Genomic DNA, 21,974 nt, shown 5'->3' with positions numbered 1-21,974 from the left:
CCGCAGGCGAGGTATGAGCACGAAGCAGGCCATCGTCGTCCGCACGGACCTGGGGATGGGGACGGGGAAGCTGGCCGCGCAGGTCGCCCACGCGTCGCTGTCGGCGTACGAGGACACCGACGCGAAGACGCGGACGGCGTGGAAGGGCGAGGGGCAGAAGAAGGTCGTCCTGAAGGGGGCCGGCGAGTCGCAGCTGTTCGAGTTGGCGGACAAGGCCCGCCGCGAGGGGCTGCCGAACGCGGTGATCCGCGACGCCGGGCACACCCAACTCGACCCGGGGACGGTGACGGCGCTGGCGATCGGCCCCGGCGAGGAGTCCATCGTCGACAAGGTGACGGGCGACCTCTCGCTGTACTGATGCGGGAGGCCCACCCCCGCGAGCGCGCCACGGGCGTCGACTACTACGTCAGCGACGCCGACGGCATCGGCGGCCGCCTCCGCGTCGCCCCCGAGGACTTCCGGGTGCGCGAGCGCGAGCGGATGGACCCCGAGCCGGTCGACGCCCACGCGGGCTCGTACCCGTTCCTCCTCGTGCGCGCCACCCTCCGCGGCTGGGACACCAACGACTTCGCGAGCGCGCTGTCGAACGCGATGGGCGCGAGCCGCGAGCGCGTCTCGTGGGCCGGCACGAAGGACAAACACGCCGTCACGACCCAACTGTTCACCGTCCGCGACGCCGACCCCGACGAGATCCCCGACCTCGACGGCGCCGACGTCGAGGTGCTGGGGCGGGTGGGCCGCGACCTCTCCTTCGGCGACCTCGCGGGCAACGAGTTCGAGATCCGGGTGCGCGAGACCGACGGCGACCCCGCGCCGATCACACGGGACCTCCGGGCGTTCGCGGCGGGCCCGGACCCGGACGAGGTCGATCCCGCCGCCGACACGACCGAGTCGGTCGAGGTCGCGGTGCCCAACTGGTTCGGCCACCAGCGCTTCGGGAGCCGTCGGCCGGTCACCCACGAAGTCGGCCTCGCGGCCGTCCGCGGCGACTGGCGCGGCGCCGTCCTCGCGTACTGTGGCAACCCCCACGAGGCCGAGCCCGAGGACTCCCAGCGCGCCCGCGAGGTCGTCGAGGACGAAGCCGACAGCGACGCGCCGGACTGGACGGCCGCGCTCGACGCGATGCCGGGCCGCCTCCGCTACGAGCGCTCGATGCTCCACCGGCTCGACGAGGGGGCCGACTGGCGCGAGGCGCTGGAAGCCGTCCCCTCGAACCTCCAGCGGCTGTTCGTCAACGCCGCGCAGTCGTACGTGTTCAACCGCGTGCTCTCCGAACGCCTGCGGCGCGGCCTCCCGTTCACGCGCCCCGTCGAGGGCGACGTGGTGGCGTTCGTCGAGCGCGACGTGGCGTTCCCGAAGCCCGACATGGACCGCCTCCAGCGCGCGACCGGCGGGCGCGTCGACACGCTGGCGCGCCACTGCGAGCGCGGCCGCGCGTTCGTCACCGCGCCGCTCGTCGGCACCGACACCGAGTTGGGCGACGGCGAACCCGGCGAGATCGAGGGGGAGATCCTGACCGAACTGGACGTCGACCCGGACGACTTCGAGTTGCCGGGTGAGTTCCGCTCGCGGGGCACCCGCCGCGCGGTCGCGGTGCCGACCGAGTTGACCGTCTCCGACGCCGAGGGCGACCCCGTGTTCGAGTTCGCGCTCCCCTCTGGGTCGTACGCGACGGCGCTGTTGCGCGAGTACCTGCAGTGTGATCCGGAGCGGCTCTGAGTCTCATGGGTCTCAGACACGCGTCGGGGCTGGCTGCCGCGCTACTGACCGGCCTCGTGTTCTTCGTGGCGATCAACTACCTCTCCTTGTTCGGGGTCACCGGCCCGTCGTCGATCCTCTCCGAGGAGTGGGTCCTCATCGCCGTCGGCGTGCTCATCGGATACGCCGTCTCGTGGGCCGCCCACGAGCCGGCGTAGGAGAGCGCCGACACGGACGACGGAGCCGACTGCGGGGCGGAGGACCGAAACGGACGCGCTTATCCACGCACCGCCCGTGCCACGACCATGAACTGTCGGCGGTGTGGATCGCCCCTCCGCAAGCCCGGGGACTACTGCCTCTCCTGTGACACCGCCAACTGCGAGAGCGTCGTCGTCGACTTCGACACCGACCGCGCGACGCTCACGATGCTCGGCTTCGAGCCCGAGCACCCGCCGGACGACTTCGACCCCGCGTCGCTCGTGCTCGGGGAGACGACGGTCACGACGGTTCCGGACGACGGCGAGCAGACCGCCCCCGTCCAACTGCGGAACTTCGCCGGCCGGGTCGCCGACGAGGTGCGCCGCAAGCGCCCGGAGACGGTGTACGCCGCCGGCGAGCGCGAGCCGCTGCGGGAGGCGCGCGCCCAGCTCCACTACGAGTTCTACCGCGTCCCCGACGACGACCCCGTGGGGGCGGTGCTGGCGCGGCGCGGCGAGCCGGCGTTGGAGGTGGTCGACGCACCGGCGGAGGCGAAGCTCGGCGGCTCGCACTCCACGCTCATCGGCGAGCGCACGGGGATGAAGGCGATCCTCGCCGCGGCGGAGCACCCGCACGTCAAGAAGGTGATCCCCGGCCCCATCGACGCCGGCGGCTCCGGCTCGCGGACGGGCCTGCGCGCCAAGGTGACGCGGGCGGACGAACACGGCAACGTCCGACTGCTGCTGCGCGACGGGTCGAGCGTGCAGGAGAACCGCGTCGTCACGACCGCGGGCGACCGGGAGACGGGCGAGCGCGTCCGGGACGACCTGAACGAGGTGCTGGAGGAGGCCGGGTTCGGCGAGGGCGGCGGGCGGTAGGAAGCGACGGTCCGTCTCAGACGGCGCCGTGGTCGCCGGCGAGCCCGTGTTCGTCGGCCTCGGCCCGCGGGTCGGCGCGTTCGTACAGCGCGTGGAGGGTGAACGAGACGTTGCGCTCGCGACAGCTGTCGCGGTAGCCCGCGAGCGCCTCGCGGTCGGGGAACTGGACGCGGAAGTTCCACCCCGTGTGGTCGCCGCTGGCCGACACCGGGTGGGCGCCGGTCTGCTCGAAGGCGTGGTAGGTGGTTCGGTGCGTTGCCGGCGCCGCCAGCGTCGCGCGGTAGAACCGGAAGTCGGGTCCCTCGCCGAGGACGCGGACGTCCGCCACCGACTCGTCGTCGCCGATGGCGTCCTCGAAGCGCGTCAGGTCGTCGCCCCGGGCGAAGAACTCGATGCGCGTGGTCTCGCCCTCGATGGTCCGCTCGAGGTCGGCGGTGACCTCGGGGGCGGCCGCGAGCGCGTCGCGAAGGACCGGCGTGGATAGGTGGAATTCGGCGATGAGCATTCCGTGGCTGTCTCCTAGCGCAGTACCGTCCACCCACGCTCATAAAGCTGTGCCACCGTTGCACGCGTCGTGCGACCGGGTCCCGGGCTCGCGGGAGATTCGCGGGGTTTTTGACGCCGAACGGCGAAGCGACTCGCATATGGCTGAACAGAAGAAGGCGCGGAAGGTCGGGAGCGCCGGCCGGTTCGGCGCGCGATACGGCCGCGTCGCCCGCAAGCGGGTCTCGGACATCGAATCGGAGATGGAGAACGCGACGGTCGACGGCGACTCGGTGAAGCGGATCGGCACCGGCGTCTGGGTCAACGAGGAGACCGGCGAGACGTTCACCGGCGGCGCCTACCGGCCCGAGACGCCCGGCGGTCGCTCCGTGCGCCGCAGCATCCGCGCGGCGCTGGAAGACGAGAGCGCCGACGAGTAACCACCCCCGCCCCTACCACAGATGAGCTACAAGTGTTCCCGATGTAAGCGCGACGTCGAACTCGACGAGTACGGCGGCGTGCGCTGTCCCTACTGCGGGCACCGCGTCCTCCTCAAGGAGCGCGCGCCCGACGTGAAGGAAGTCGACGTCGTCTGAGACGGGCGACGTGGCCGACCCGTACGACCACCGCGCGGTGCTCTCGTTTCCCTACGCCTCCGAGCGGCGCGCCCGCGTCGTCCACGACGCGATCCACGTCGAGGTCGGCGGGATCGACGACGACCGGTCGACGGCCGACGCGACCCGCAGCGGCGCGACCGTCGAGGTCGTCGTCCGGGCGCGCGACCTCGTCGCGCTGCGCGCGGGCGTGAACACGTGGACCCGGCTGGTCGAGACGGCCGAGACCGTTGCGGCGGTCGCCGAGGCGTAGGCGGTCGTCCCACGGCCGGTACCGTCTCACCCCCTCTCGTGAGCCGACCGCCGCCGTGACCGTCCCGCCGGTCCGTCGGGATCCGTCGGTCGCGTTCCGACTCCAATGACCGGGCTTTTCACCCCGAAGCCCAACTGCCCGTGTATGCAGGGTAGTCTGCCGCCGGAAGCCCAGGAGAAGATCGAGGAACTACAGGACCTGCAGGAGCAGGCCCAGCAGCTCGCCGACCAGAAGCAGTCCACGCAGACCTCGCTCACCGAGGCGAAGGCCGCGCTGGAGGCGCTCGAGGACATCGACGAGGACTCGACGATGTACCGCGAGGTCGGCGAGATCCTCGTCGAGACGGACTACGACACCGCCTACGACGAGCTCGAGGAGAAGGTCGACACCCTGGAGCTGCGCGCCGAGCGCTTCGACTCCCAGGAGGAGAAGGTCCAGCAGCAGTTCGAGGACCTCCAGGAGGAGCTCCAGCAGATGCTGCAGGGCGGCGCGGGCGGCGGCCCGGCGGGCATGGGCCCCGGCGGCCCCGGTGCCGGCGGCGCGTAAGCCGTGAGCGCGGACCGTCCCGAGCCGACCGACGAGGCGGTCGTCGAAACCGCCTCCGACGCGGCCGAGGGGCTCGTGCTCGACCGGTACAGACAGTCGCAACTGCGTGACTTCGACGTGACCGTCACGTTCGAGGACGGCGTCCTCGACGTCGACGTGTACGTCAATCCGCCGGCCGACTCCGACGTGGACGCCGAACGGGTGGCCGACGAGGCCGCCCGGGCGGCCCGCGACGCCGTCGACGACCTGTTCGCGGCCGCCGACGACGGCGAGTGAGGCGCTCGCCGCCCCGACCGGCCGTCGGCCGCTTCTCGCGTCCGCGAGGTCATCTGGTATCAACGCCCAAGCCGCTGCGTGACGTGTGGTACCACATGGCACTAAAGCGCACGAGCGGGACGACCGCGCTCGACGTGTACCGCGAGCGACTCCGGGCGGAACCGACGTGTGTGAAGTGCGGGCTCACCGACGAGGGCGGGCGCTGGCAGACGCGATACCGCGAGCGGCGGCTGGTCTACCGGCACGTCTGCCCGCGCTGCGGGGCCATCGACAGGCGGACCATCCGGTTCGACGGCGAGGAGTGATCGCGGGAACGGCGGACGCGGGGCCGGGTCGCGCGCCGTTCGGGAGGGCTCCCGTCGGCTCATAGTAACGCTTACTGCCAGTTCACCCCTACTACGGGCGTGACTTCCGCAGGCGAGGCCCGGTCCCGCGGCGTCCTCCTGATCACCGTCGACTCGCTGCGCGCGGACGCGCTCGGTCCCCACACGCCGACGCTGCGCGAGCTGGCGCGGCGCGGGACGACCTTCGACGCCGCCGTCGCGGGCGGCAACTGGACGCCGTTCTCCTTCCCCGACCTGCTGGGCGCTCGGCCGGTGTTCGCGGACGCCTCGACGCCCGGCCCGGCGACCGACCCGACGCTCGCGGAGACGCTGTCGGCGGCGGGCGTCCGCACCGCCGGCGTCAACGCGGGCAACGGCTTCCTCGCTGAGTACTACGGCTACGACCGCGGCTTCGACGAGTTCGAGTCGTTCCTCGACGGCGCGCGCACCCCCGTCGGGCGGTTCCTCGCGACCCACCCGACGGTCAACGGCTGGGTGCAGTACCTCGGGTGGCCGGTGAGCAGCGCGAGCGCGAAGCTCCGCGGCCGCGAGCGACGCCACGCCGTCGACACCTCCCACCTCCACGCGCTGGAGCGGCGGGGGCTCGACGCGATCGACCGCTTCGGCGCCGACGACCGGCCGTTCTTCCTGTGGCTCCACTACATGGACGCCCACACCCCGTACGTCCCCGCCCCCCGGCACGTCCGCGCGGTGACCGACGGCGAGGTCGGCTCGCTCCAGACGCTGCTGGGCCACCTCCGTGCGGGGCTGGGCAGGGAGGTCGACGGGGAGACGCTGCGTACGCTGCGTGCGCTGTACGACGCCTCCGTCCGGCAGATCGACGAGTCGATCGAGCGCGTGCTCGGCGCGCTCGTCGACGCCGGCGTCCGCGAGGAGACGACGGTCGTGCTCGCGGGCGACCACGGCGAGGAGTTCCTCGAACACGGCCACCTCGCGCACTACCCGAAGCTGTACGACGAACTCGTGCGCGTCCCGTTCGTCGTCGACCACCCCGGCGCGCCGGCGCGCACGGAGGAGGCGGCCGTCCCCCTGCGCGACGTGCCGCCGACCGTCTGCGACGCGCTCGGCGTGACGCCGCCCGCGGCTTTCGCCGGCGAGAGCCTCCTCCCGACCGTCGTCGACGGGGTCGCTCCCGACCGCGCTCCGGTGTCGTCGCTCGCCCTGCGCGGCGAGTCGGTGACCAGCCAGCCGATCCCTCGACGGCTCGGCGACGGCACGCCGTTCGCGGCCGCGCGCACCGCCCGCTGGACGTACGTCCGCGGCCCCGACGGCGACGTCGAGGTGTACGACCGCGACGCCGACCCGGGCGAACACGACCCCGTCGACCGGGACGCGGTGCCGGAGTCGACGCTCGCCGCGCTCGAACGGACCGTCGACGACCGGCTCGCCCTGCTCCACGACGCGGGGACCGACGACGCCGCCGGCGACGGGGGCGGCGACGCGCCCGCGGAGATCGAACGACGCCTCGAGGCGCTCGGCTACCGCTGAGGGCGCCGCCCCCGTCGCCGCCCCGGGAGCCGACGGTCGCGCTCGGCCGCCGCCGGCCCGCGACGGCGAGTAGATTTCACGCTCCACGACCCGAACGTATTAGTGCGAACCCGCGTCACAGCCGGTATGGTCGAGGCGTTCGCGGTCGCGAGCGGCAAGGGGGGAACCGGCAAGACCACCACGACGCTCGCGCTCGGCATGGCGCTGGCCGCGGACCACGACGTCACCGTCGTCGACGCCGACACCGGGATGGCGAACCTCCTGTTCCACGCCGGCCTTGCGGACGCCCCCGTCACGCTGCAGGACCTGCTCGACCCGGAGTCGGCCGCGGTCGACGTCGCCGACGCCACCTACGAGCGCCACGGGATGCGGGTGGTGCCGTGCGGCACCAGCCTCGCGGCGTTCGAGCGCTCGGACCCCGCCCGGCTCCGGGAGGTCGTCGCCGACCTCGCGGCCGACACGGACGTCCTCCTGTTGGACTCGCCGGCGACGCTCGCCTCGAAGTCGGCCGTACTGCCGATCGTGCTCGCCGACCGGGTCGTCGTCGTCACCCAGCCGACGATCCCGGCGCTGTCGGACGCGCTCAAGGTGCAGGAGTACGCCACCTCCTACGGCACGGGCGTCGCGGGCGCGGTGTTCAACAGGGTCCGGGGCGACCTCGGCCGCGTCGAGGAGCGGGCCGACCGCTACTTCGAGGGGCCGATGCTCGGCTCCGTCCCCGACAGCGACGCCGCCCGGGCGGCGCGCGACGCCGGCGAGCCGCTGCTGGCCCACGCCCCGGACAGCGACGCGGCGGCCGCCTTCCGGGCGGTCGCCGCGGGCATCGACCCCGGCCGAAGGCCGCCGACGACGTCGCCGACCGCTTCCGCAGCGCCGTCGTCCCCGAGCGGCCATGAGCGGCGAGCGGCCGGCGCCGACCCCGCCGACGGTCGGTCGGCTCCCCCGCGGCGACCTGGTGCGCGCCCGCGTCGCCACCGACTTCGAGACGCCGCTGGCGGCCGCCCTCGACGACGAACTCACCGGCTACCTCCGGGTCGAACCCGGGGAGACGCTGTTGGGCGGCGACGACGCGGAGGCGGTGATCACCCTCGCCGACGGCGTCCCCGTCCTCGCGTACGACGGCGGCGACGACGCCGACGGTCCGGCGGCGCTGGCGGCGCTGGCGGGCACCGCGCCGGTCCGCGTCGAGAGCTACCGCCTCCCCGCCGACGCGCTCGCGACGCTCCACGACCCGGCGACGGACGCGACGGCCCCGTTCCGGGTCGCGCCGGCCGGCCCCGCGCGCGACCTCGCCGACGCGGACGCGTTGGTCGAACGGACCCGCGCCGTCGCCCCCGACGACCGGCGGGAGGCCGCCGGCGATCACGACGCGCTGGCGGCGTTCCTCGCCGACGAGGACCGCGTCGAGGCCGTTCGCGCGGACGCCCGCGCGGAGGCGGAGGCCCGCGCGGCCGAGTGGGGGCTGACCGACCAGCTCGGCGAGTGAGGCCGGCCACGGGCTCCACCCGTCGGGAGTACGTCCCGGCGTCCGCGCACCTCCGCAGGGCGACCGCGGTGGCCGACGCGGGCGGCGCCGCCGGGGCGACCGACGGGACCTGACCGCCGTCCGTCCCGCCGCCGCGACCGGGGCACCTACGGTGTCGCCGCTCGTTCTCCCGCCCGTGACGGTCCTTCGACTGGTGGCCGCCCGCGACGTCGCCGACTTCGCCGAGTGGTTCCGGGCGGGCGCGGCGTACACCGACCGCGTCGCCGACGGGATGGGGTTCGACCGGACGGGCGCGAACGCCGACGGCGCGGACCCGCTCGCGGCGCCGGCGCCGACGACCGCGGCGCTCCGGGACGGGGTCACGGACCTCGACCCCGGCGTCGCCCGGGTGGTCGCGGCGACGTTCCTCGGCGACGCGGAGTTCGGCGCCCCGTTCCTCGCGTACACCCCGCGGTGGTACCGGCTCGGACTCGCCGGCCCGGTCGCGCTGGCGACGCGGCGGCTCCGGCGCGTCGCCGAGCCGTTTGTGGAGCGCGCCGTCGCGGCGCCGGCGGAGGACGACCGGCCGTCCGGCGTCGCCCCGGACGGCGTCCCGCCGACCGGCCCGGCCTACTCGCTCCCGTCCGACCTCCACGTCGGCGAGGAGGCGGTGGCTGGGGTGCGCGACGCGGGCGGGTGGGCGGCGTTCGAGCGCTCGTTCCGCCTCGCGGACGCCGTCCTCCACACGGAGTGGTTCGCGGACGTCGCCCGGGCGGGCGGCGTCGCGGTCCCGAGCGACCTAGTGGATCGGACCGTGGCCGAGTCGGCGGCGTACTACACCGGGCGCCGGGCGGCGCTGTCGCCGGAGGTACGGCGGTTCCAGCGACTCCTGTTCGCCGACGACGAGTGGGTCCGCGACGTCGACACGAGCTACCGGCTGCGCTCGACGCTGTTCGGCGTCTGGGAGGGGATACTGCGGCGCGAGCGACGACGGCTGGAGCGACGCGACCGCTGACGGCGACGCCGGTGGTCAGGCGGTCGGCAGCGTCACGCGGACGCTCGACCCCTCCGCCCCGACGGTGCCGCCGCAGGAGTCGACGGCCGCCCGGACCGTCCACAGCCCGACGCCGGTGCCGTGGGTGGTCTGCGTGATGGCGGCGTCGTCGAAGACGGTCGCGCGCTCGTCGGCGGGGATGCCGTCGCCGTCGTCGGCGACGACGACGGTCGTCTCCCGCGGGCCGGCCGTGACGGTCACCTCGACACGCGGGCGGTCGCCGGCGTGTTCGCAGGCGTTCTCGACGAGCTCCTCGAGCGCGCGTTCGACGCGCGAGTCGCCCCGGACGGGGGCGCGCTCGGGGGCCGTCACGCGCAGGTCGGCGTCGGGGAACCGGTCGGCGGTGGCGTCGACGACCGCCACGGCCGCCGCCGCGAGGTCGACCGACTCGCCCCGGCCGACCGGGCTGTCGTACGACCGGAGGATCCGGCCGGTCGCGTCGGCGTAGCCGCCGAGTCGGTCCGCCCGCCCGACGACGACCGAGAGGACTCGCGCGCGTCGTCGACCGCGGCTGCGGACGGCCCCGACGACGGCTCGTTCGGGCCCTCACCGCCCGTCGAGGCGGCGTCGACCCCGCCGTCGGTCGCGCCGGCGGGGGCGTCGAGCCGGTCGGCGGCGCGGGCGGCGTGGCCGCGGATGACCGTCGCGTCGTTGCGGAGGTTGTGTCGCAACACCCGCGCGAGCACCGCCAGCTTCCGGCGTTCGCTCGCGAGGCGGCCGGCGCGGACCCGCTGGGCGTCGTAGAAGCCGATGATCACGTGGGCCGCCGCCCCGACGGCGAGCAGGTTCCCCACGAGAAACGTTCCCGTTCCCGGCGCCGCGGTGAGGCCCGACGCGACGACGTGGAGGCTCACGACGGCGCCCAGCACGACGAGCCCGAGCAGGTTCCAGCCGGCGACGCGGACGAGGTTCCGGTCGCCGAAGCGGCTGCGGTACAGCAAGACGCCGATCGCAACCAACGCCAGCGAGACGGCGGTCCCCACGACCGCCAGCCCGCTCCGAACCGGGTCGGCGGCGCCCGCGAAGCCCGCGGCGTTCGGCACCGCCAACACCGCCCCGGTCAGCGCGACGAAGCCGGCCGCCGCGAGGCGGACGCCCGGCCGTCCGACCCGCCCGTCGTGTCCGTCGATCGGTCGGAGGCCCAGCGCCGCCGCGATCCGCTCCCCCGTAGTCGTGCCTCTCATGTGCGTTCCCGTACAGCCCCGCGGGTCAATCGGATAAGAGTGTCTGACGTTTCGGCGAAGTGACCGGTTCGTGAGGACGGGAACGGACCGCCCGACGGGGTTCGGCGGGGTTCGGCGGGATCAGTCGGCGGTCACGGGGTCGTCGTTCGCGTGGTCGCGGCCGAGGACCAACGCCGCGACGTGGGTGGCCAGCAGGCCGACGAACAGGAGGGGCCGGCTCGCGACGCCGGTCGCGAGGATGGGGAGGTACGTCAGCGGGAGGAGGGCGGCGGCCCAGAACGCGAGCGCACGGCCGGCGCGGGCGGTCACGCCGACGGCGTCGGCCGCGACGGCGGCGACGCGCGACCGGAGGCGGTCCGGGACGACGGCGTCGGGTGCGGGCGGGGTGGGGACGGAGGGTGTTCGGTCGGTGGTGGACATGGGTCGGGCGTGGTTCGTACACGGAACGCCGACACCGTATAAGGGGAACACCGTTGCCGGCAGTTCGGCCGTTTCACGCCCCGTTCACGACCGTTTTCGGTCCCGATCCGGCGGCGACGCCACCGTTCACGACGCTTCGAGAGAAGGGTAGAACGTTTATAATCGTCTCTCGTTTCGTTTCGACGCACGCGTCGTGTCGGTTCGTCGGCGGCGAAACCGCTTTCGCCCGGGCGCCTGAGTCGGCGGCCATGCGCGACATCGAGGGCGATGCGGTGGCGATCACGGGCGCGAGTTCGGGTATCGGGGCGGCGACCGCGCGGGCGCTCGCGGCGGCGGGGGTCGACCTCGCGCTGGGCGCCCGTCGGGCGGACCGACTGGCCGAGTTGGCGGAGGAACTCCGCGACGAACACGGCGTGACGGCCGAACCCGTCCCGGTCGACGTGACCGACAGCGACGCCGTCGACGGCTTCGTCGCGGACGCGGTCGACGCGCTCGGCGGCCTCGACGGCGTCGTCGTCAACGCGGGGGTCGGCCTCGCGGGCGACGTCGAGTCGATGTCGGACGAGGACTACCGCGCGATGACGGGCGTCAACGTCGACGGCGCGTTCTACACGGCGCGGGCGGCGCTCCCCCACCTGCGCGAGTCGTCCGGGACGGTCGTGTTCGTCGCCAGTTTCGCGGGCGAGTACCCCCGCCCGGGCAATCCGGTGTACGCGGCGACGAAGTGGTGGGTGCGCGGCTTCGCCCACAGCCTCGAGGGCCGCGTCGGCGCGGACGGCGTCGCCGTCAGCGTCGTCAACCCCACCGAGGTGCGCACGGAGTTCGCGTCCGAGCAGGGCGAGTCGTTCGAGGAGCGGTTCGACCCCGACGACGTCACCGAACCGACGGCGATCGCCGACGGGATCCGCTTCTGTCTCTCGCAGGAGGGCACCGACACCGTGAGCGAACTCGACCTCTACCGGCGCGACAAGTTCGCCGGCTGGTAGCCCGGACGCGCCGGCGGCCCCGTCGCGACGGCGCCGTCGATAGCGGGGCACTACTTATCGTGTCGTGCTACCAATAGGCACGGTATGAGACGGGAGTGTTCCATCTGGCGAGCCTGCACCGGCGGCGAGGCGGTCGCACGCGTCAGCGACGCCTCCCCGCCGCGGTCGTTCCGCAACCGCGCGGTCTGTCGCGCGTGTCTCGACGCGCTCGAGGCGGACCCGACGGTCGAGCCGTGGTCGAGGAGCGGTTCACGCCGCGGGCCGCCTGACGGTCGCCGCGGCCGTCGGGCCCGCCGTACGGGACGCCGCGTGACCGGTCAAACCGACGGACGCGCGGGCGCGCTCGGCGTCGGCCCACTCGAACGGGACGACGACCCGGTTCGGGTCGTCGGTGTCCCGGAACAGCCGGTACCCCTCGGAGCCGTGTTCGGCGCGGACGGCCGCGTGGTCGTCGACGGAGGGCTTCCAGCCGTCGGACGATTCGACGCGGTGGTCGATCAGGATCGTCGTCACGTGGTGTTCACCGCCCTCCCGACGCGCTCCGCCGGCAAGGACGTGTGCACGAGTCGCGTTCCGCTCGCCGCCGTCCGGTCCCGGCTCACGGCGCCGCACGCCCTCGCAGCCGTCCCCCGACGACGGTCGCCGCGGACACCGCCCCGCCGACGGCGAGCCCGGTCCACGGGACGGCGGGGCCGTCCGCGGGCCACGAGGCCGGGTCGCCGCCGTCGAACGCGCGGTTCTCGTACACGAGGAGGTCGTCGCCCCGGTGGACGACGGCGAGGTCGCTCGCGCCGTCGAGCCCGGCGTAGCGCTCGTAGTCGGCGGTCTTGGACACGACGACGTACTTCACGCCCAGCGGCGCGACCGCCGCGCCGAAGCCGTCGCCGGGCGGTTCCGCGAGCAGCGCGTCGAGCCGGCGGTGCGTCGGGTCGGTCGCCTGACTCCCGATGCCGAGGTCGGGGTCGCGGCTCGCGACCGTGTCGGGGCCGAAGAACAGGGGCGCGGGCGCGGCGACGGTGCCGCCGGCCCACTCGTAGCGCATGTACTGGTGCCACGGCAGGTACAACACCCGGTAGTCGCCGTCGTCGGCCGCGAGCCGCTCGTCGACGGCGTGCCAGTCGTCGGGGTAGTCGGTCGCCCCGTACGCTCCGCCGAAGCCGGCCGCCATCGGGAGCGTGTACACGAGGGGGAGCGCGACCAGCAGGGCGACGAAGCAGGCCGCGAGCAGCCGGCGGCGGTCGGGCGACAGCGAGCGCTCGGCGGCCGCCGCCCGCAGGTCCGCGCGGAGCCGGCGGACGCCGACCGCCCCGAGCAGCGACAGCGCGAGCGCCACGAGGGCGACGAACTTCCCGGCCTCGCGCATCCCGGCGCCGACGGGCGTCGCGGCGAACGCGCGGTACAGCGGGGCGACCGCCGGCACCGCGACCCCGACGCCCAGCAGCACGCCGACGGCGGCCACGAGGGCGAGCCCCGGCGCGAGCGACCCGTCGGCCGCGAGGGCGCCGGATACCGACAGCGCCAGCAGGAGCACGAAACAGCCGACGACGAGCCACACCGGCAGCACGTCGACCGGGAGGACGTACCCCTCGCGCCAGAAGCCGTACAGCATCGCCGCCGAGAGGGGGACGTTGCCCAGCACGCTCCCGCGGGGGCTGAAGGCGGCGAGGTCCGCCCCGTCGACGGTCGACAGCTGCGAGTCGCCCGCCAGCACCGCCGCCAGCGCCGGGAGCAGCCAGTAGGCGTTCGCGCCGACCGCGAGGGCGCAGAAGCGCGCCGTCCGTCGGAGCGTCCGCCGGGCGGCGTCGGTCGCGGCGCCCGCGAGGCCGACCTCGCAGGCGACGAGCAGCCCGCCGGCCACGGCCGCGAGGACGGCCGCGTGCGGGTCGAACACGGCGACGAGCGTCACCCACCCGAGCGCCCGGACCGGGGAGTCGCGGTCGCCGACGGCGTACGCGCGGAACGCGACGACCGCCAGCGGGAGCACGGCGTAGCCGAGCGCGAAGTACCACTGCCCGGCGAGCAGGCGGACGTACAGGAAGGGGTTGACGGCGTACAGCACCCCCGCGAACAGTCGGGCCGCGAACGGGCCCGACGGGTCGCCGGTGTCGGCAGCGTCGGCAGCGTCGGCGGCGATCGTCGCCCGCAGCACCGCGCCGGCGGCCGCGTACCCCGCGTACCCCGCGCCGGCGACGACGCCGACCAGCACCGCGCGCTGGACGACCCACGCCGGCGCGACGAGCGAGACGGCGTCGAGGATGGCGACGAAGGGGAGCCGGCCGTAGTACAGCGGCCCCTTCGCGTCGAGCGCGAACCGCAGGTGGGAGGCGTCCGGCGCGAACACCATGTCGAGCGCGAGGAGGAACCCCTCGCCGGGGCCCAACGGCGGGACGAACAGCGCGAGCGCGAGCGCGGCGAACGCGCCCGCCGCGAGGCGGTCCTCGCGCCGGCGGCCGTCGCCGCTCCCGTCCCCGCGGTCGTTCACGGCAGGTCGGTGGGCACCCCGTCGGGATAGCGTTCCCGGAGTCGCCGCACGACCGGCGGGCCCGCGAGCGCGGCGAGCGCGAGCGCCCACGCGAGGAGCCACACCCGGACGACGACGCCGCGGAGGCCGCCGCCGGTCCACGCCACCTCCTCGGGGGTGGTGTCGGTGAAGCCGTTGGCCCACCCCTGCGCGCGGAAGTGGTCGGCGTCGGCCGAGCCGGTCCACCCCGCCGCGTAGGAGGTCCGCACCGTCGTCACGGGCGTGTCGGAGAACGACCCCTCGACCCAGTAGTCGAGGACGGTGCCCTCGGCCGTCTCGTGGGTGACGAGCCGGGCGTCGTCGGGCACCGCGTCGGGGCGCTCGCCGCCGTCGAGCAGGACGCCCGCGCCCTGCCGGTACGTGTCGTCGAACGCCAACTCGCCGTCGAGGACCGTCTCGGCGTCGACGAGGCGCACGTCGGCGCCGGCGTCGGCCGCGGCCTCGCGGTCGAGGTTGACGGCGACGACCGTGGCGTTCGCCGGCGGGTCGTCGCGCCCGTCGACGACGACGCCCGGGACGCCGTCGCCGTTGGCGGTGAAGCCGGTGGCGGCGGGGTGGCTGCTCCGGGCGACGGTCACCTCGCGGACGACGACCTCGCTCGAGGCGTTCGGCTTGATCCGGATCGACAGCGTGTCGCCCCGGGCGGTCACCGACTGCGGGAACCGCGAGAGGGGGACGACCTCGCGCGCGACGAGCGAGTCGGGCGACTTCTCGCCCTCGTACCAGTACAGCGTCGCGACGCCGTCGCCGGTCGCGTCGGCGTCGACGCGGTACGGGTAGCCGTCGCGCGTCGCCGCCGCCTGCGCGACGGGCAGCGGCTGGGTGTCGGCGTCGACGCGGAGTTCGACCGCGCCGCCGTCGGCCGTCTCGACGTGGGTCGTGGTGCGCCCGGACTCGTTGGGCGGCGTCCACCAGCCGGCGGTGCCGTCGTCGAACGACGGGTTCGCCAGCACGTTCGCCCCGACGACCTCGGTGTCGGTCTCCTCGGGGTACACCAGCGCGTGGAGGCCGCGCTCCTGCTCGACGCGGTCGCGGTCGGGCACGCCCGTCACCCGGTAGACGGTGACGCCGTCCGCCTCGAAGGCGCGCTCGTACGCCGACGACGACGCGAACCGTTCGTTCAGCGTCGCGGGGTCGCCGAACAGCCACGGCGCCCCCCACTTCGACTGCACGCGCGGCGGCCCCGCGCCGTAGTCGTCGGGCGGGTCCGACTCGACGACGACGTACTCGACGCCGAGGTCGCGCAGGCGGCCGTGGACCGGCTCGCCGGCGGCGACGTCCTCGAACAGCCGGGTGACGTAGTCGACGTTCGGGATCCCCTGGACGACGCCGCCGCTCTTGATCCCGACGTGGTTCGGGTACGTGTCGCGCAGGCGCAGTTGGGTGGTGTAGCCGTACGGCACCCACAGCGCGCGGCCGTCCAGTTCCTCGGCGACGGCGCCGTACTCCTCGGGGACGGCGTAGTCGTCGCCGCGAACGCCCTCCAGCCCGAACGCGCCCGCCGCGGGGGCGGCGTACGCGACCAGCGAGAGCACGACCAGACAGACGAGCAGCGCCCGGACCAGCGGGTCGCGGGCGTCGCTCGCGCGCGAGCGGTGGGCGTCGGCGTCGAGTCGGTCGCCGACGCCGCGGGCGCCGTGGAGCACCGTCTCCAGCCCGGCGCCGAACAGCAGGCTCAGCGACAGCAACAACGGGTACTGGAGCTTCGCGGGGTTGCGCACCGACCAGAACAGCGGCACCGTCTCGAACAGCGGGTCGGTGAGTCCCAGCCACGTCGCCACCATGAACGCGACACAGCCGAGCGCGATGGCGTAGTAGAGGCGGAGGCGTTCGCGGCCGACCGCGAACAGCGCGACGACCGGGAGCACCAGCCCGATCACCATCGTCGGGTCGGTGTTGTACCCCAACTCGTTCATCGCGAGCATCCCGTGGTTGCCCGCGAGGCGGACGACCGCGAGGAGGCTCGCCTGCTCGTAGTTCCACCGCAGGGTGGTCCACAGCACGCCGTCGCCGTCGCCGAACCCCGCCGCGCGCTGGAGGATGTGGTGGACGTTCGGCAGCGAGAGGACGAGGCCGAGCGTGCCGCCGGCGACGAACTTCGCGAGCTTCCGCGGGTCGTCGCGCGAGCGGTACGCGAAGTAGGCGGCGAACGGGCCGATCATCCAGAAGACGAGCCACGGCACGATGGCGGTCGCGCCGAACACGACGCCGACGAGGAGGGCGGGGCGCCACGCGTCCGTCTCGTCGATCCGGTAGAGGTAGTGGACGACCAGCGGGAAGCCGACGAAGCCGATCAGCGTCGAGACGCCGCCGTTGACGAACTCGCCGACGGTGAGGGGGTTGATCGCGTACACGCCGGCCGCGAGGTAGCGCGGCACCGGCCGGTCGAGGAACCGCCCGGCGAACACGTAGAACGTCGCGAAGCCGGCGGGGACCAGCGACAGGTAGAACAGGTTCTGCCCGAGCGCGCCGCCCAGCGCCGTCACCGCGCCGAGGTACGCGGGCATGACGTTGTACACGTACGGGAACCCCAGCCCGCCCTCGTGCCACGTGCCGAGGAACTTCGCGAACGCCCGCGCGCCGTAGTACGGGACGAAGTCGCCGAACGCGTACAGCCGACCCACCTCGATCCCGCGCAGGAGGAGCGCGTACGCCAGCACGAACAGCCCCACCCCGGCGGCGTGGGGCGCGAGGTCGTCGCCCGAGAGGTCGACTCCGAAGCGGGTGCCCTGCGAGTCGCTCATCGGCGCACCTCACACATAGCCGAGGTCCTCCAGTCGTTGCTGGGCCATCCCCGACACCCGGCGCTCGGGCTCGCTCCCGTCGGGCCACGCGGGCAGCGCGTCGTACAGGGCCGCCTCCACGTCGGCGGGGAGCTCCGCCTCGGTCGCGGCCGCGCCCGGGGTCTCCGGCAGCCGGAACCCCACCGCGGCGTCGTCGCCGCGGGAGACGATCAGCTTCCAGCCGTCGCGGTAGGCGGCCTTCTTCTCGTGGCCGTAGCGGGCGGCCTCGACGATCGGCACGCGGTCGGCGGGGACGCCCCGCGACAGCGACGCGCCGGTCGTCGCCAGCGCCTCGGGCTGGCCGAGCGCGTCCAGCAGCGTCGGCGCCACGTCGACCAGCGACGGGGTGCCGCCGGCGCGCACGTCGACCCCCTCGACGGCGAGCGGGACGCGCGCGATCGCCTCGAACGGCGTGCCGCCGTGGTCGATGCCGTACGCCGGCCGGGAGTCGCGGAACGTCCGCCGGTCGAGCGTCGCCCGCTCCCACATCGCCTCGCCGTGGTCGCCGGTGACGACCAGCGCCACGTCGTCGGGGAGCCGCTCGCGCAGCACCGCCAGCCGGTCGTCGACGCGGGCGGCGGCCGCCCGGTACAGCCGGCGGCGGTGGTCGCGGTAGCGCCGCCCTCGACCCCGGGGTGGGGGTCGTCGCGGAAGCGCCACCGCCGGAGCCCGTCGATGGAGTCGTCGACGTCGAAGCGCTCGCGGTACGGCGCCGGCGCCGCCACCGGCTCGTGGAGGTCGCCGAGGTGGAGGTACGAGCAGGTGCGGTCGTCGCGCCGCCGGTCGAACCACGCGAGGAAGTCCCCGAGCACGTCGTCCGCGGGCGCGTCGTCGTACACGCGGTGGGTAACGAACCGCCCCCCGAGCGCGAAGAACGGCATGTGGAACGCGAACGCGCCGTAGGTGTCGTAGCCGGCGGCGGCGAACGACTCGAACACGGTGCGCTCGTCGTCGGGCAGCGTCGGCGGGATCACGAGGTCGGTCGCGCCGCGGTCGACGTCGTCCGACCGGCGCATCGACCCGTGTTCGTGGGGGTAGCGCCCGGTCGCCAGCGAGGTGACGGCGGGGAACGTCCACGGCGACGGCGTGACCGCGGTGTCGACGCGGCGCTCGGCGAGGAACGGCGTCGTCTCGGCGTCGACGGCGTCCGCCCGGAGCGCGTCGACGACGACGCAGACGACGTGGCGCGGCGCGTCGGGCGCCGCCGGCAGCGACGGCAGGTCGGCGGCCCGGCGCGCGAACGCGCGGTCGGCCCGGACCCGCTGGACGCGGTTGTACGGCACCGCGAGCAGGCGTTTGACGCCGTGGGGCAGCCGCTGGACCACCTTCCGGGTGACGTCGTCCAGCGTCGAGCCGTCGTCGTCGACCGCCCCGTCCGGCCGGCTCACGCCCCCTCACCCCACTCGGTCGCGGCCGCGCTCGCGGTCGACGGGTCCGCGAGCAGTTCGACCATGCGGTCGGTCGTCTCGGTCATGCTCACCGCGTCGCCGGCGGCGGCGTTCGCGTCGGCGATCTCCCGCAGCCGGTCGCGGTCCTCCCAGAGGGCGACGATGCCGTCGGCGAGCGCGGCCGGCGAGCCGGGGTCGACGAACGCGGCGTCGCCGCCGGTCTCGACGGTCGAGGTGCGCATGCCGTCGTTCTCGAAGGCGACGACGGGCTTGCCGTACGACTTCGCCAGCTGGAACACGCCGCTGACGCCCGTGCAGGTGTGGTACGGCATCAGGACGGCGGTGGCGTCGCCCCACACCTCGTCCATCGAGTCCTCCTCGACGTAGCCGGTGAACGCGACACCCGGCTCGTCGCCGAAGCGCGCCTCCAACTCCTCCCGGTGGCCGGGGTAGTCGGGGTGGGAGCCGCCGGCGATCACGAGTTCGGCGTCCGGCACCGCCTCCCGGACCGCGGCGAACCCCCGCACCGCCGTCTCGATGTCCTTCGTCGGACCGAGGAAGCCGAACACGAGCAGACGCAGCGGCGCCTCCATCGGCGCCCCGCCGCCGTCGGCGCGCACGAACGTGCCGTGCGGGACGTGGACGGGGTCGCCGACGGGGTAGCGCTCGGCGACGATGTCGCGGTACTCGGCGGCGGTGACGGTCGTCGCGTCCGACAGGAGCACGAGCTGGGTCGCCGCCCGCGCCCCGAGGCGTTCGAGCGTGCCGACGGTGTCGTCGACGTGGTCCTCCTCGACGATCTCCAGCAGGTCGTGCAGCGTCGTGACGACGGGCACGTCGAGCAGGGCGCGACACAGCGGCGGGAGCGCCAGCCCGAGGAAGCGGTGGGCGTTCGTCGTCCCGAAGTACGTCATGTGGAGGTTGAACTGGACGGCGTCGTACCCGCCGGTCCGGAGTTCGCTCACGAGCGCCCACGCCGAGCGGGCGGAGTCGCGCGCCCACACGCGGCGGACCTCGTAGTCGCCGCGGTCCTCGACGTCGGGTGCCCGGTCGGTGCGGCGCGCGAACACCGTCACCTCCGTGTCGTCGCGCGCGGCGTACGCCCGCGCGGCTCCTCGCCGTACTCCGCGAGGTGGCCGCGGTTCGGCGGGTGGGAGGTGACGAGCGCGACGTGCATCGGGTCGTCCCCGCGGTCGTCGTCGCGGGCCGCCTCGTCGGCGTCCCCCGTCGCCCCCGGTTCGCGCTCGTCGCCCGCCGCCGGCGCGTCGGCGCCGCCGTCGGGCACGGCCCGCGGCGTCTCGCGGAGCGTGCCGCGGATGCGGAGCAGCGACCGGAGCAGGTCGGGCACGTCGCTGCCGACGTCGACGTCGCTGTCGCCGGGGTCGGCCCACGCGATGGGCACCTCGCGGATGTCGAAGCCGCGGCGGTGCGCCAGCGCGAGCAGTTCCGTGTCGAACGCGAACCCCGTCTCCGCGAGGTCGTCGCCGACGGCGGCCCACACCTCGCGGCGGAACGCCTTCGCCCCGCACTGGAAGTCGGTGACAGGGACGCCGGTGACGCCGCGGGCGAGCAGGCGGTACCCCCGTCCGAGCGTCCGCCGGAGCAGCGACTGCCCCTCGCGGCCGGCGTCGCCGGCGTCGCGGGACCCGGCGGCGACGGCGGCGGTGCCCCACTCGACGGTGCGGTACAGTCGGTCGAGCGCCTCGACGGGGACGGCGCCGTCGGCGTCGACGAAGCCGAGCACGTCGCCGGTCGCGACCCCGAGGCCGGCGCGGAGCGCCCCGCCCTTGCCGCGGCGGTCGTCGCTGCACGCGAGGGCGACGCCGTCGTGGCGGGCGACGCGCTCGGCGACGCGGCGGGCGTCGTCGTCGGGCGCGTCGAGGCAGACGACGACCTCGTCCCAGCCGGCGGCCAGCAGCCGCTCGACGAGGCCGGTCCACACGTCGGGGCGCTCGTCGTACACCGGGAGGACGACGGAGCGGTCTGCGGTGCGGTCGGCGGGCGATTCGGCGGCGGATCGGTCGGTCGTGTGGCTGTCAGCGGTCATTGATGAACGTCGAGAGGGCGGTCGTGAGGCGGGTCGGGTCGAGATCCAGGTCGAGTTTCACCGCCGCGAATCCGACCGCGAACAGGACGGCGTTGGCGACGAGGACGATCTGTGCCACCCGGATCAGCGTGGCGTGGTGCGCCCAGATCAGGGCGAGTTCGGCGACGGAGCCGAGCGCGAACAGGTAGACGTAGCCGGTGCGGTCGCGCGCCAACTCGAAGTTGAGCACGACGACCGCGAGCACGACCGCCGCGATCGCCAGCCCGTACCAGCGCACGAGCGGCGCGGCGGCGACGTACTCGGGGCCGTACGCGAGCGCGAGCAGGTCCTCGGCGAGGAGCCAGAAGCCGGCCGCGCCGGCGGCCGCGACGAGGGCGGCGTACGCCAGCGCGCGGTCGAACAGCGCGTGGAGCCGGTCGCTCCGGGCGGCGGCGTGGTCGGCCGTCACCTTCGGGAACAGCGCCGTCGAGATGCCCATCGGCAGGAACAACAGCACCTTCCCGAGCACCGAGGCGGCCGCGTAGTGGCCGGCGTCGACGGCCGGGAAGAAGTGCTTCACGACGACGACGTCGGCGTTGGCCGGCACCGTCAGGCAGAAGCCCGCGATCGCGGCGGGCACGACGTAGCGGTACGCCCGGCGGTAGCGGAACCGGGAGGCCGCGGCCGACGGTCGGCCGAGGCTCCGGAGCAGGTAGCCCGTCGAGGCCAGCAGGACGACCGCCGAGCCGAGCGCGACGGCCGCGAACGCGCCGTACAGGCGGAGCCCCGCGAGCACGAGCGCGACGCCGAGCGCGAGCTTCACGGCCGCCTGCGCGACCTTGAACGCGCCGAGCGCGCCGAACCGCTGGAGGCCCTGCATCGTCCCCTGGTTCGCGGTGAGGACGAGTTCGACGCCGATGGCGACGGCGACGACCGTCACCGGCGCCGCCGAGTCGAGGCCGAGGAAGCCGGCGACGGCCGGGCTGGCGGCGACGAGCAGGACGGTGCCGACGACGCCCAGCGCCGTCGACCGGAGCAGGAACCCCCGGTAGAACGCGGCGCGCTCGTCGGGGCCGTCGAGCTCGGCGGCGAACCGGGAGGCGCTGAACCGGACCCCCCGGCCGACGACGTGCAGGAGGTAGAACAGCGCGAACAGCGCGCCGAACGCCCCGTACGCCTCCGCCCCGAGGTACCGGCCGACGAACACCTGGTAGCCGTAGTTGAACCCGCCGGCGACGACGGTCGCCGCGGCCATCACCCCGCCGTGGTGGACGAGGTCGTCGGTGCCGACGGCCCGGACCGCCCGGCCGAGTCGATGGAGCTGTCGCTGGAACGGGAGCGTGTTTTGGTCGGTCATGGTGGCTCCCGT

25 protein-coding genes and 2 pseudogenes are annotated in these 21,974 nt (G+C 74.6%); 15 read left to right on the top strand and 12 right to left on the bottom strand.

What is annotated here, in order from left to right:
• Positions 1 to 13: 13 nt before the first annotated feature.
• The 4 genes from pth2 to P0R35_RS10375 all read left to right on the top strand — a co-directional run bounded on the left by pth2 (position 14) and on the right by P0R35_RS10375 (position 2,774).
• Entirely contained in the window at positions 14 to 358 is a 345-nt protein-coding gene (gene pth2, locus P0R35_RS10390) for a peptidyl-tRNA hydrolase Pth2 (protein WP_284012412.1), read from the top strand.
• Positions 358 to 1,719: a tRNA pseudouridine(13) synthase TruD gene (gene truD / locus P0R35_RS10385; RefSeq protein WP_284012411.1), complete on the top strand. Its 1,362-nt coding sequence runs from the start codon at positions 358 to 360 to the stop codon at positions 1,717 to 1,719. Before pth2 ends, truD begins: the two co-directional genes overlap by 1 nt.
• Positions 1,720 to 1,724: 5 nt before the next feature.
• Entirely contained in the window at positions 1,725 to 1,916 is a 192-nt protein-coding gene (locus tag P0R35_RS10380; protein ID WP_284012410.1) for a hypothetical protein, read from the top strand.
• Positions 1,917 to 2,003: 87 nt separating this feature from the next.
• Positions 2,004 to 2,774 (top strand): DUF2103 domain-containing protein, encoded by a 771-nt coding sequence (locus P0R35_RS10375; RefSeq protein WP_284012409.1) that lies wholly within the window; start codon positions 2,004 to 2,006, stop codon positions 2,772 to 2,774.
• A gap of 16 nt (positions 2,775 to 2,790) precedes the next feature.
• On the opposite strand, the gene P0R35_RS10370 is transcribed toward P0R35_RS10375, so the two are convergent.
• Entirely contained in the window at positions 2,791 to 3,279 is a 489-nt protein-coding gene (locus P0R35_RS10370) for a bacterio-opsin activator domain-containing protein (RefSeq protein WP_284012408.1), read from the bottom strand.
• 139 nt (positions 3,280 to 3,418) lie between these two features.
• Between P0R35_RS10370 and P0R35_RS10365 the strand changes: the two genes are divergently transcribed.
• The 10 genes and pseudogenes from P0R35_RS10365 to P0R35_RS10320 all read left to right on the top strand — a co-directional run bounded on the left by P0R35_RS10365 (position 3,419) and on the right by P0R35_RS10320 (position 9,258).
• Positions 3,419 to 3,697 (top strand): eL43 family ribosomal protein, encoded by a 279-nt coding sequence (locus tag P0R35_RS10365; RefSeq protein ID WP_284012407.1) that lies wholly within the window; start codon positions 3,419 to 3,421, stop codon positions 3,695 to 3,697.
• Positions 3,698 to 3,718: 21 nt separating this feature from the next.
• Positions 3,719 to 3,853, top strand: a complete 135-nt coding sequence (locus P0R35_RS10360; protein ID WP_276237851.1) for a DNA-directed RNA polymerase subunit P — start codon at positions 3,719 to 3,721, stop codon at positions 3,851 to 3,853.
• Positions 3,854 to 3,863: 10 nt separating this feature from the next.
• On the top strand, positions 3,864 to 4,124 hold the full coding sequence (locus P0R35_RS10355) for a KEOPS complex subunit Pcc1 (protein ID WP_284012406.1): 261 nt from the start codon (positions 3,864 to 3,866) through the stop codon (positions 4,122 to 4,124).
• Between the two features lie 144 nt (positions 4,125 to 4,268).
• Positions 4,269 to 4,670: a prefoldin subunit beta gene (locus P0R35_RS10350; protein WP_345782747.1), complete on the top strand. Its 402-nt coding sequence runs from the start codon at positions 4,269 to 4,271 to the stop codon at positions 4,668 to 4,670.
• A gap of 3 nt (positions 4,671 to 4,673) precedes the next feature.
• Positions 4,674 to 4,946: a DUF3194 domain-containing protein gene (locus P0R35_RS10345; RefSeq protein ID WP_284012405.1), complete on the top strand. Its 273-nt coding sequence runs from the start codon at positions 4,674 to 4,676 to the stop codon at positions 4,944 to 4,946.
• Between the two features lie 95 nt (positions 4,947 to 5,041).
• Positions 5,042 to 5,251: an HVO_0649 family zinc finger protein gene (locus P0R35_RS10340; RefSeq protein ID WP_284012404.1), complete on the top strand. Its 210-nt coding sequence runs from the start codon at positions 5,042 to 5,044 to the stop codon at positions 5,249 to 5,251.
• Positions 5,252 to 5,350: 99 nt separating this feature from the next.
• Positions 5,351 to 6,778 (top strand): sulfatase, encoded by a 1,428-nt coding sequence (locus P0R35_RS10335; protein WP_284012403.1) that lies wholly within the window; start codon positions 5,351 to 5,353, stop codon positions 6,776 to 6,778.
• A gap of 126 nt (positions 6,779 to 6,904) precedes the next feature.
• Positions 6,905 to 7,674: pseudogene (locus P0R35_RS10330) on the top strand (nucleotide-binding protein).
• Positions 7,671 to 8,264 carry a DUF8054 family protein gene (locus tag P0R35_RS10325; protein ID WP_284012402.1) on the top strand — a complete coding sequence of 198 codons (594 nt, stop codon included), beginning with the start codon at positions 7,671 to 7,673 and terminating at the stop codon, positions 8,262 to 8,264. The pseudogene P0R35_RS10330 and the gene P0R35_RS10325 overlap by 4 nt, the downstream one beginning before the upstream one ends.
• A 175-nt stretch (positions 8,265 to 8,439) precedes the next feature.
• Positions 8,440 to 9,258 (top strand): DUF8116 family protein, encoded by an 819-nt coding sequence (locus P0R35_RS10320; protein ID WP_284012401.1) that lies wholly within the window; start codon positions 8,440 to 8,442, stop codon positions 9,256 to 9,258.
• Between the two features lie 15 nt (positions 9,259 to 9,273).
• Here the strand turns inward: P0R35_RS10320 and P0R35_RS10315 are convergent, their stop codons facing one another.
• From P0R35_RS10315 to P0R35_RS10305, 3 genes are all read right to left on the bottom strand, one after another.
• A complete protein-coding gene (locus P0R35_RS10315; RefSeq protein ID WP_284012400.1) occupies positions 9,274 to 9,660 on the bottom strand; it encodes a sensor histidine kinase in 387 nt (128 codons plus the stop codon).
• On the bottom strand, positions 9,606 to 10,481 hold the full coding sequence (locus P0R35_RS10310) for a hypothetical protein (RefSeq protein ID WP_284012399.1): 876 nt from the start codon (positions 10,479 to 10,481) through the stop codon (positions 9,606 to 9,608). Before P0R35_RS10310 ends, P0R35_RS10315 begins: the two co-directional genes overlap by 55 nt.
• 120 nt (positions 10,482 to 10,601) lie before the next feature.
• Complete coding sequence (locus tag P0R35_RS10305) at positions 10,602 to 10,901, bottom strand: DUF8028 family protein (protein WP_284012398.1); 300 nt, start codon at positions 10,899 to 10,901, stop codon at positions 10,602 to 10,604.
• Positions 10,902 to 11,149: 248 nt separating this feature from the next.
• Between P0R35_RS10305 and P0R35_RS10300 the strand changes: the two genes are divergently transcribed.
• Positions 11,150 to 11,887 (top strand): SDR family oxidoreductase, encoded by a 738-nt coding sequence (locus P0R35_RS10300; RefSeq protein ID WP_284012397.1) that lies wholly within the window; start codon positions 11,150 to 11,152, stop codon positions 11,885 to 11,887.
• Between the two features lie 249 nt (positions 11,888 to 12,136).
• On the opposite strand, the gene P0R35_RS10295 is transcribed toward P0R35_RS10300, so the two are convergent.
• From P0R35_RS10295 to P0R35_RS10265, 8 genes and pseudogenes are all read right to left on the bottom strand, one after another.
• Complete coding sequence (locus P0R35_RS10295) at positions 12,137 to 12,400, bottom strand: antibiotic biosynthesis monooxygenase (protein ID WP_284012396.1); 264 nt, start codon at positions 12,398 to 12,400, stop codon at positions 12,137 to 12,139.
• Positions 12,401 to 12,485: 85 nt separating this feature from the next.
• The gene (locus P0R35_RS10290) at positions 12,486 to 14,369 is read right to left on the bottom strand and encodes a hypothetical protein (RefSeq protein WP_284012395.1); all 1,884 of its coding nucleotides are present in this window, start codon (positions 14,367 to 14,369) and stop codon (positions 12,486 to 12,488) included.
• On the bottom strand, positions 14,366 to 17,152 hold the full coding sequence (locus tag P0R35_RS10285) for a hypothetical protein (protein WP_284012394.1): 2,787 nt from the start codon (positions 17,150 to 17,152) through the stop codon (positions 14,366 to 14,368). Before P0R35_RS10285 ends, P0R35_RS10290 begins: the two co-directional genes overlap by 4 nt.
• Positions 17,153 to 17,161: 9 nt before the next feature.
• On the bottom strand, positions 17,162 to 17,851 hold the full coding sequence (locus P0R35_RS10280; RefSeq protein ID WP_284012393.1) for an alkaline phosphatase family protein: 690 nt from the start codon (positions 17,849 to 17,851) through the stop codon (positions 17,162 to 17,164).
• An 86-nt stretch (positions 17,852 to 17,937) separates the two neighbouring features.
• A pseudogene (locus P0R35_RS16685) lies at positions 17,938 to 18,474 on the bottom strand (alkaline phosphatase family protein); the annotation flags it as partial.
• 101 nt (positions 18,475 to 18,575) lie between these two features.
• Positions 18,576 to 19,655 (bottom strand): glycosyltransferase, encoded by a 1,080-nt coding sequence (locus tag P0R35_RS10275; protein ID WP_284012392.1) that lies wholly within the window; start codon positions 19,653 to 19,655, stop codon positions 18,576 to 18,578.
• Complete coding sequence (locus P0R35_RS10270) at positions 19,652 to 20,626, bottom strand: glycosyltransferase (protein WP_284012391.1); 975 nt, start codon at positions 20,624 to 20,626, stop codon at positions 19,652 to 19,654. The genes P0R35_RS10275 and P0R35_RS10270 overlap by 4 nt, the downstream gene beginning before the upstream one ends.
• Entirely contained in the window at positions 20,616 to 21,962 is a 1,347-nt protein-coding gene (locus P0R35_RS10265) for a lipopolysaccharide biosynthesis protein (RefSeq protein WP_284012390.1), read from the bottom strand. Before P0R35_RS10265 ends, P0R35_RS10270 begins: the two co-directional genes overlap by 11 nt.
• Positions 21,963 to 21,974 lie beyond the last annotated feature (12 nt).

This window comes from Halobaculum litoreum (assembly GCF_030127125.1).
Lineage (GTDB): Archaea > Halobacteriota > Halobacteria > Halobacteriales > Haloferacaceae > Halobaculum > Halobaculum litoreum.
The sequence above is the reverse complement of the archived record's forward strand: the minus strand, read 5'-3'. Positions and strand labels throughout refer to the sequence as shown.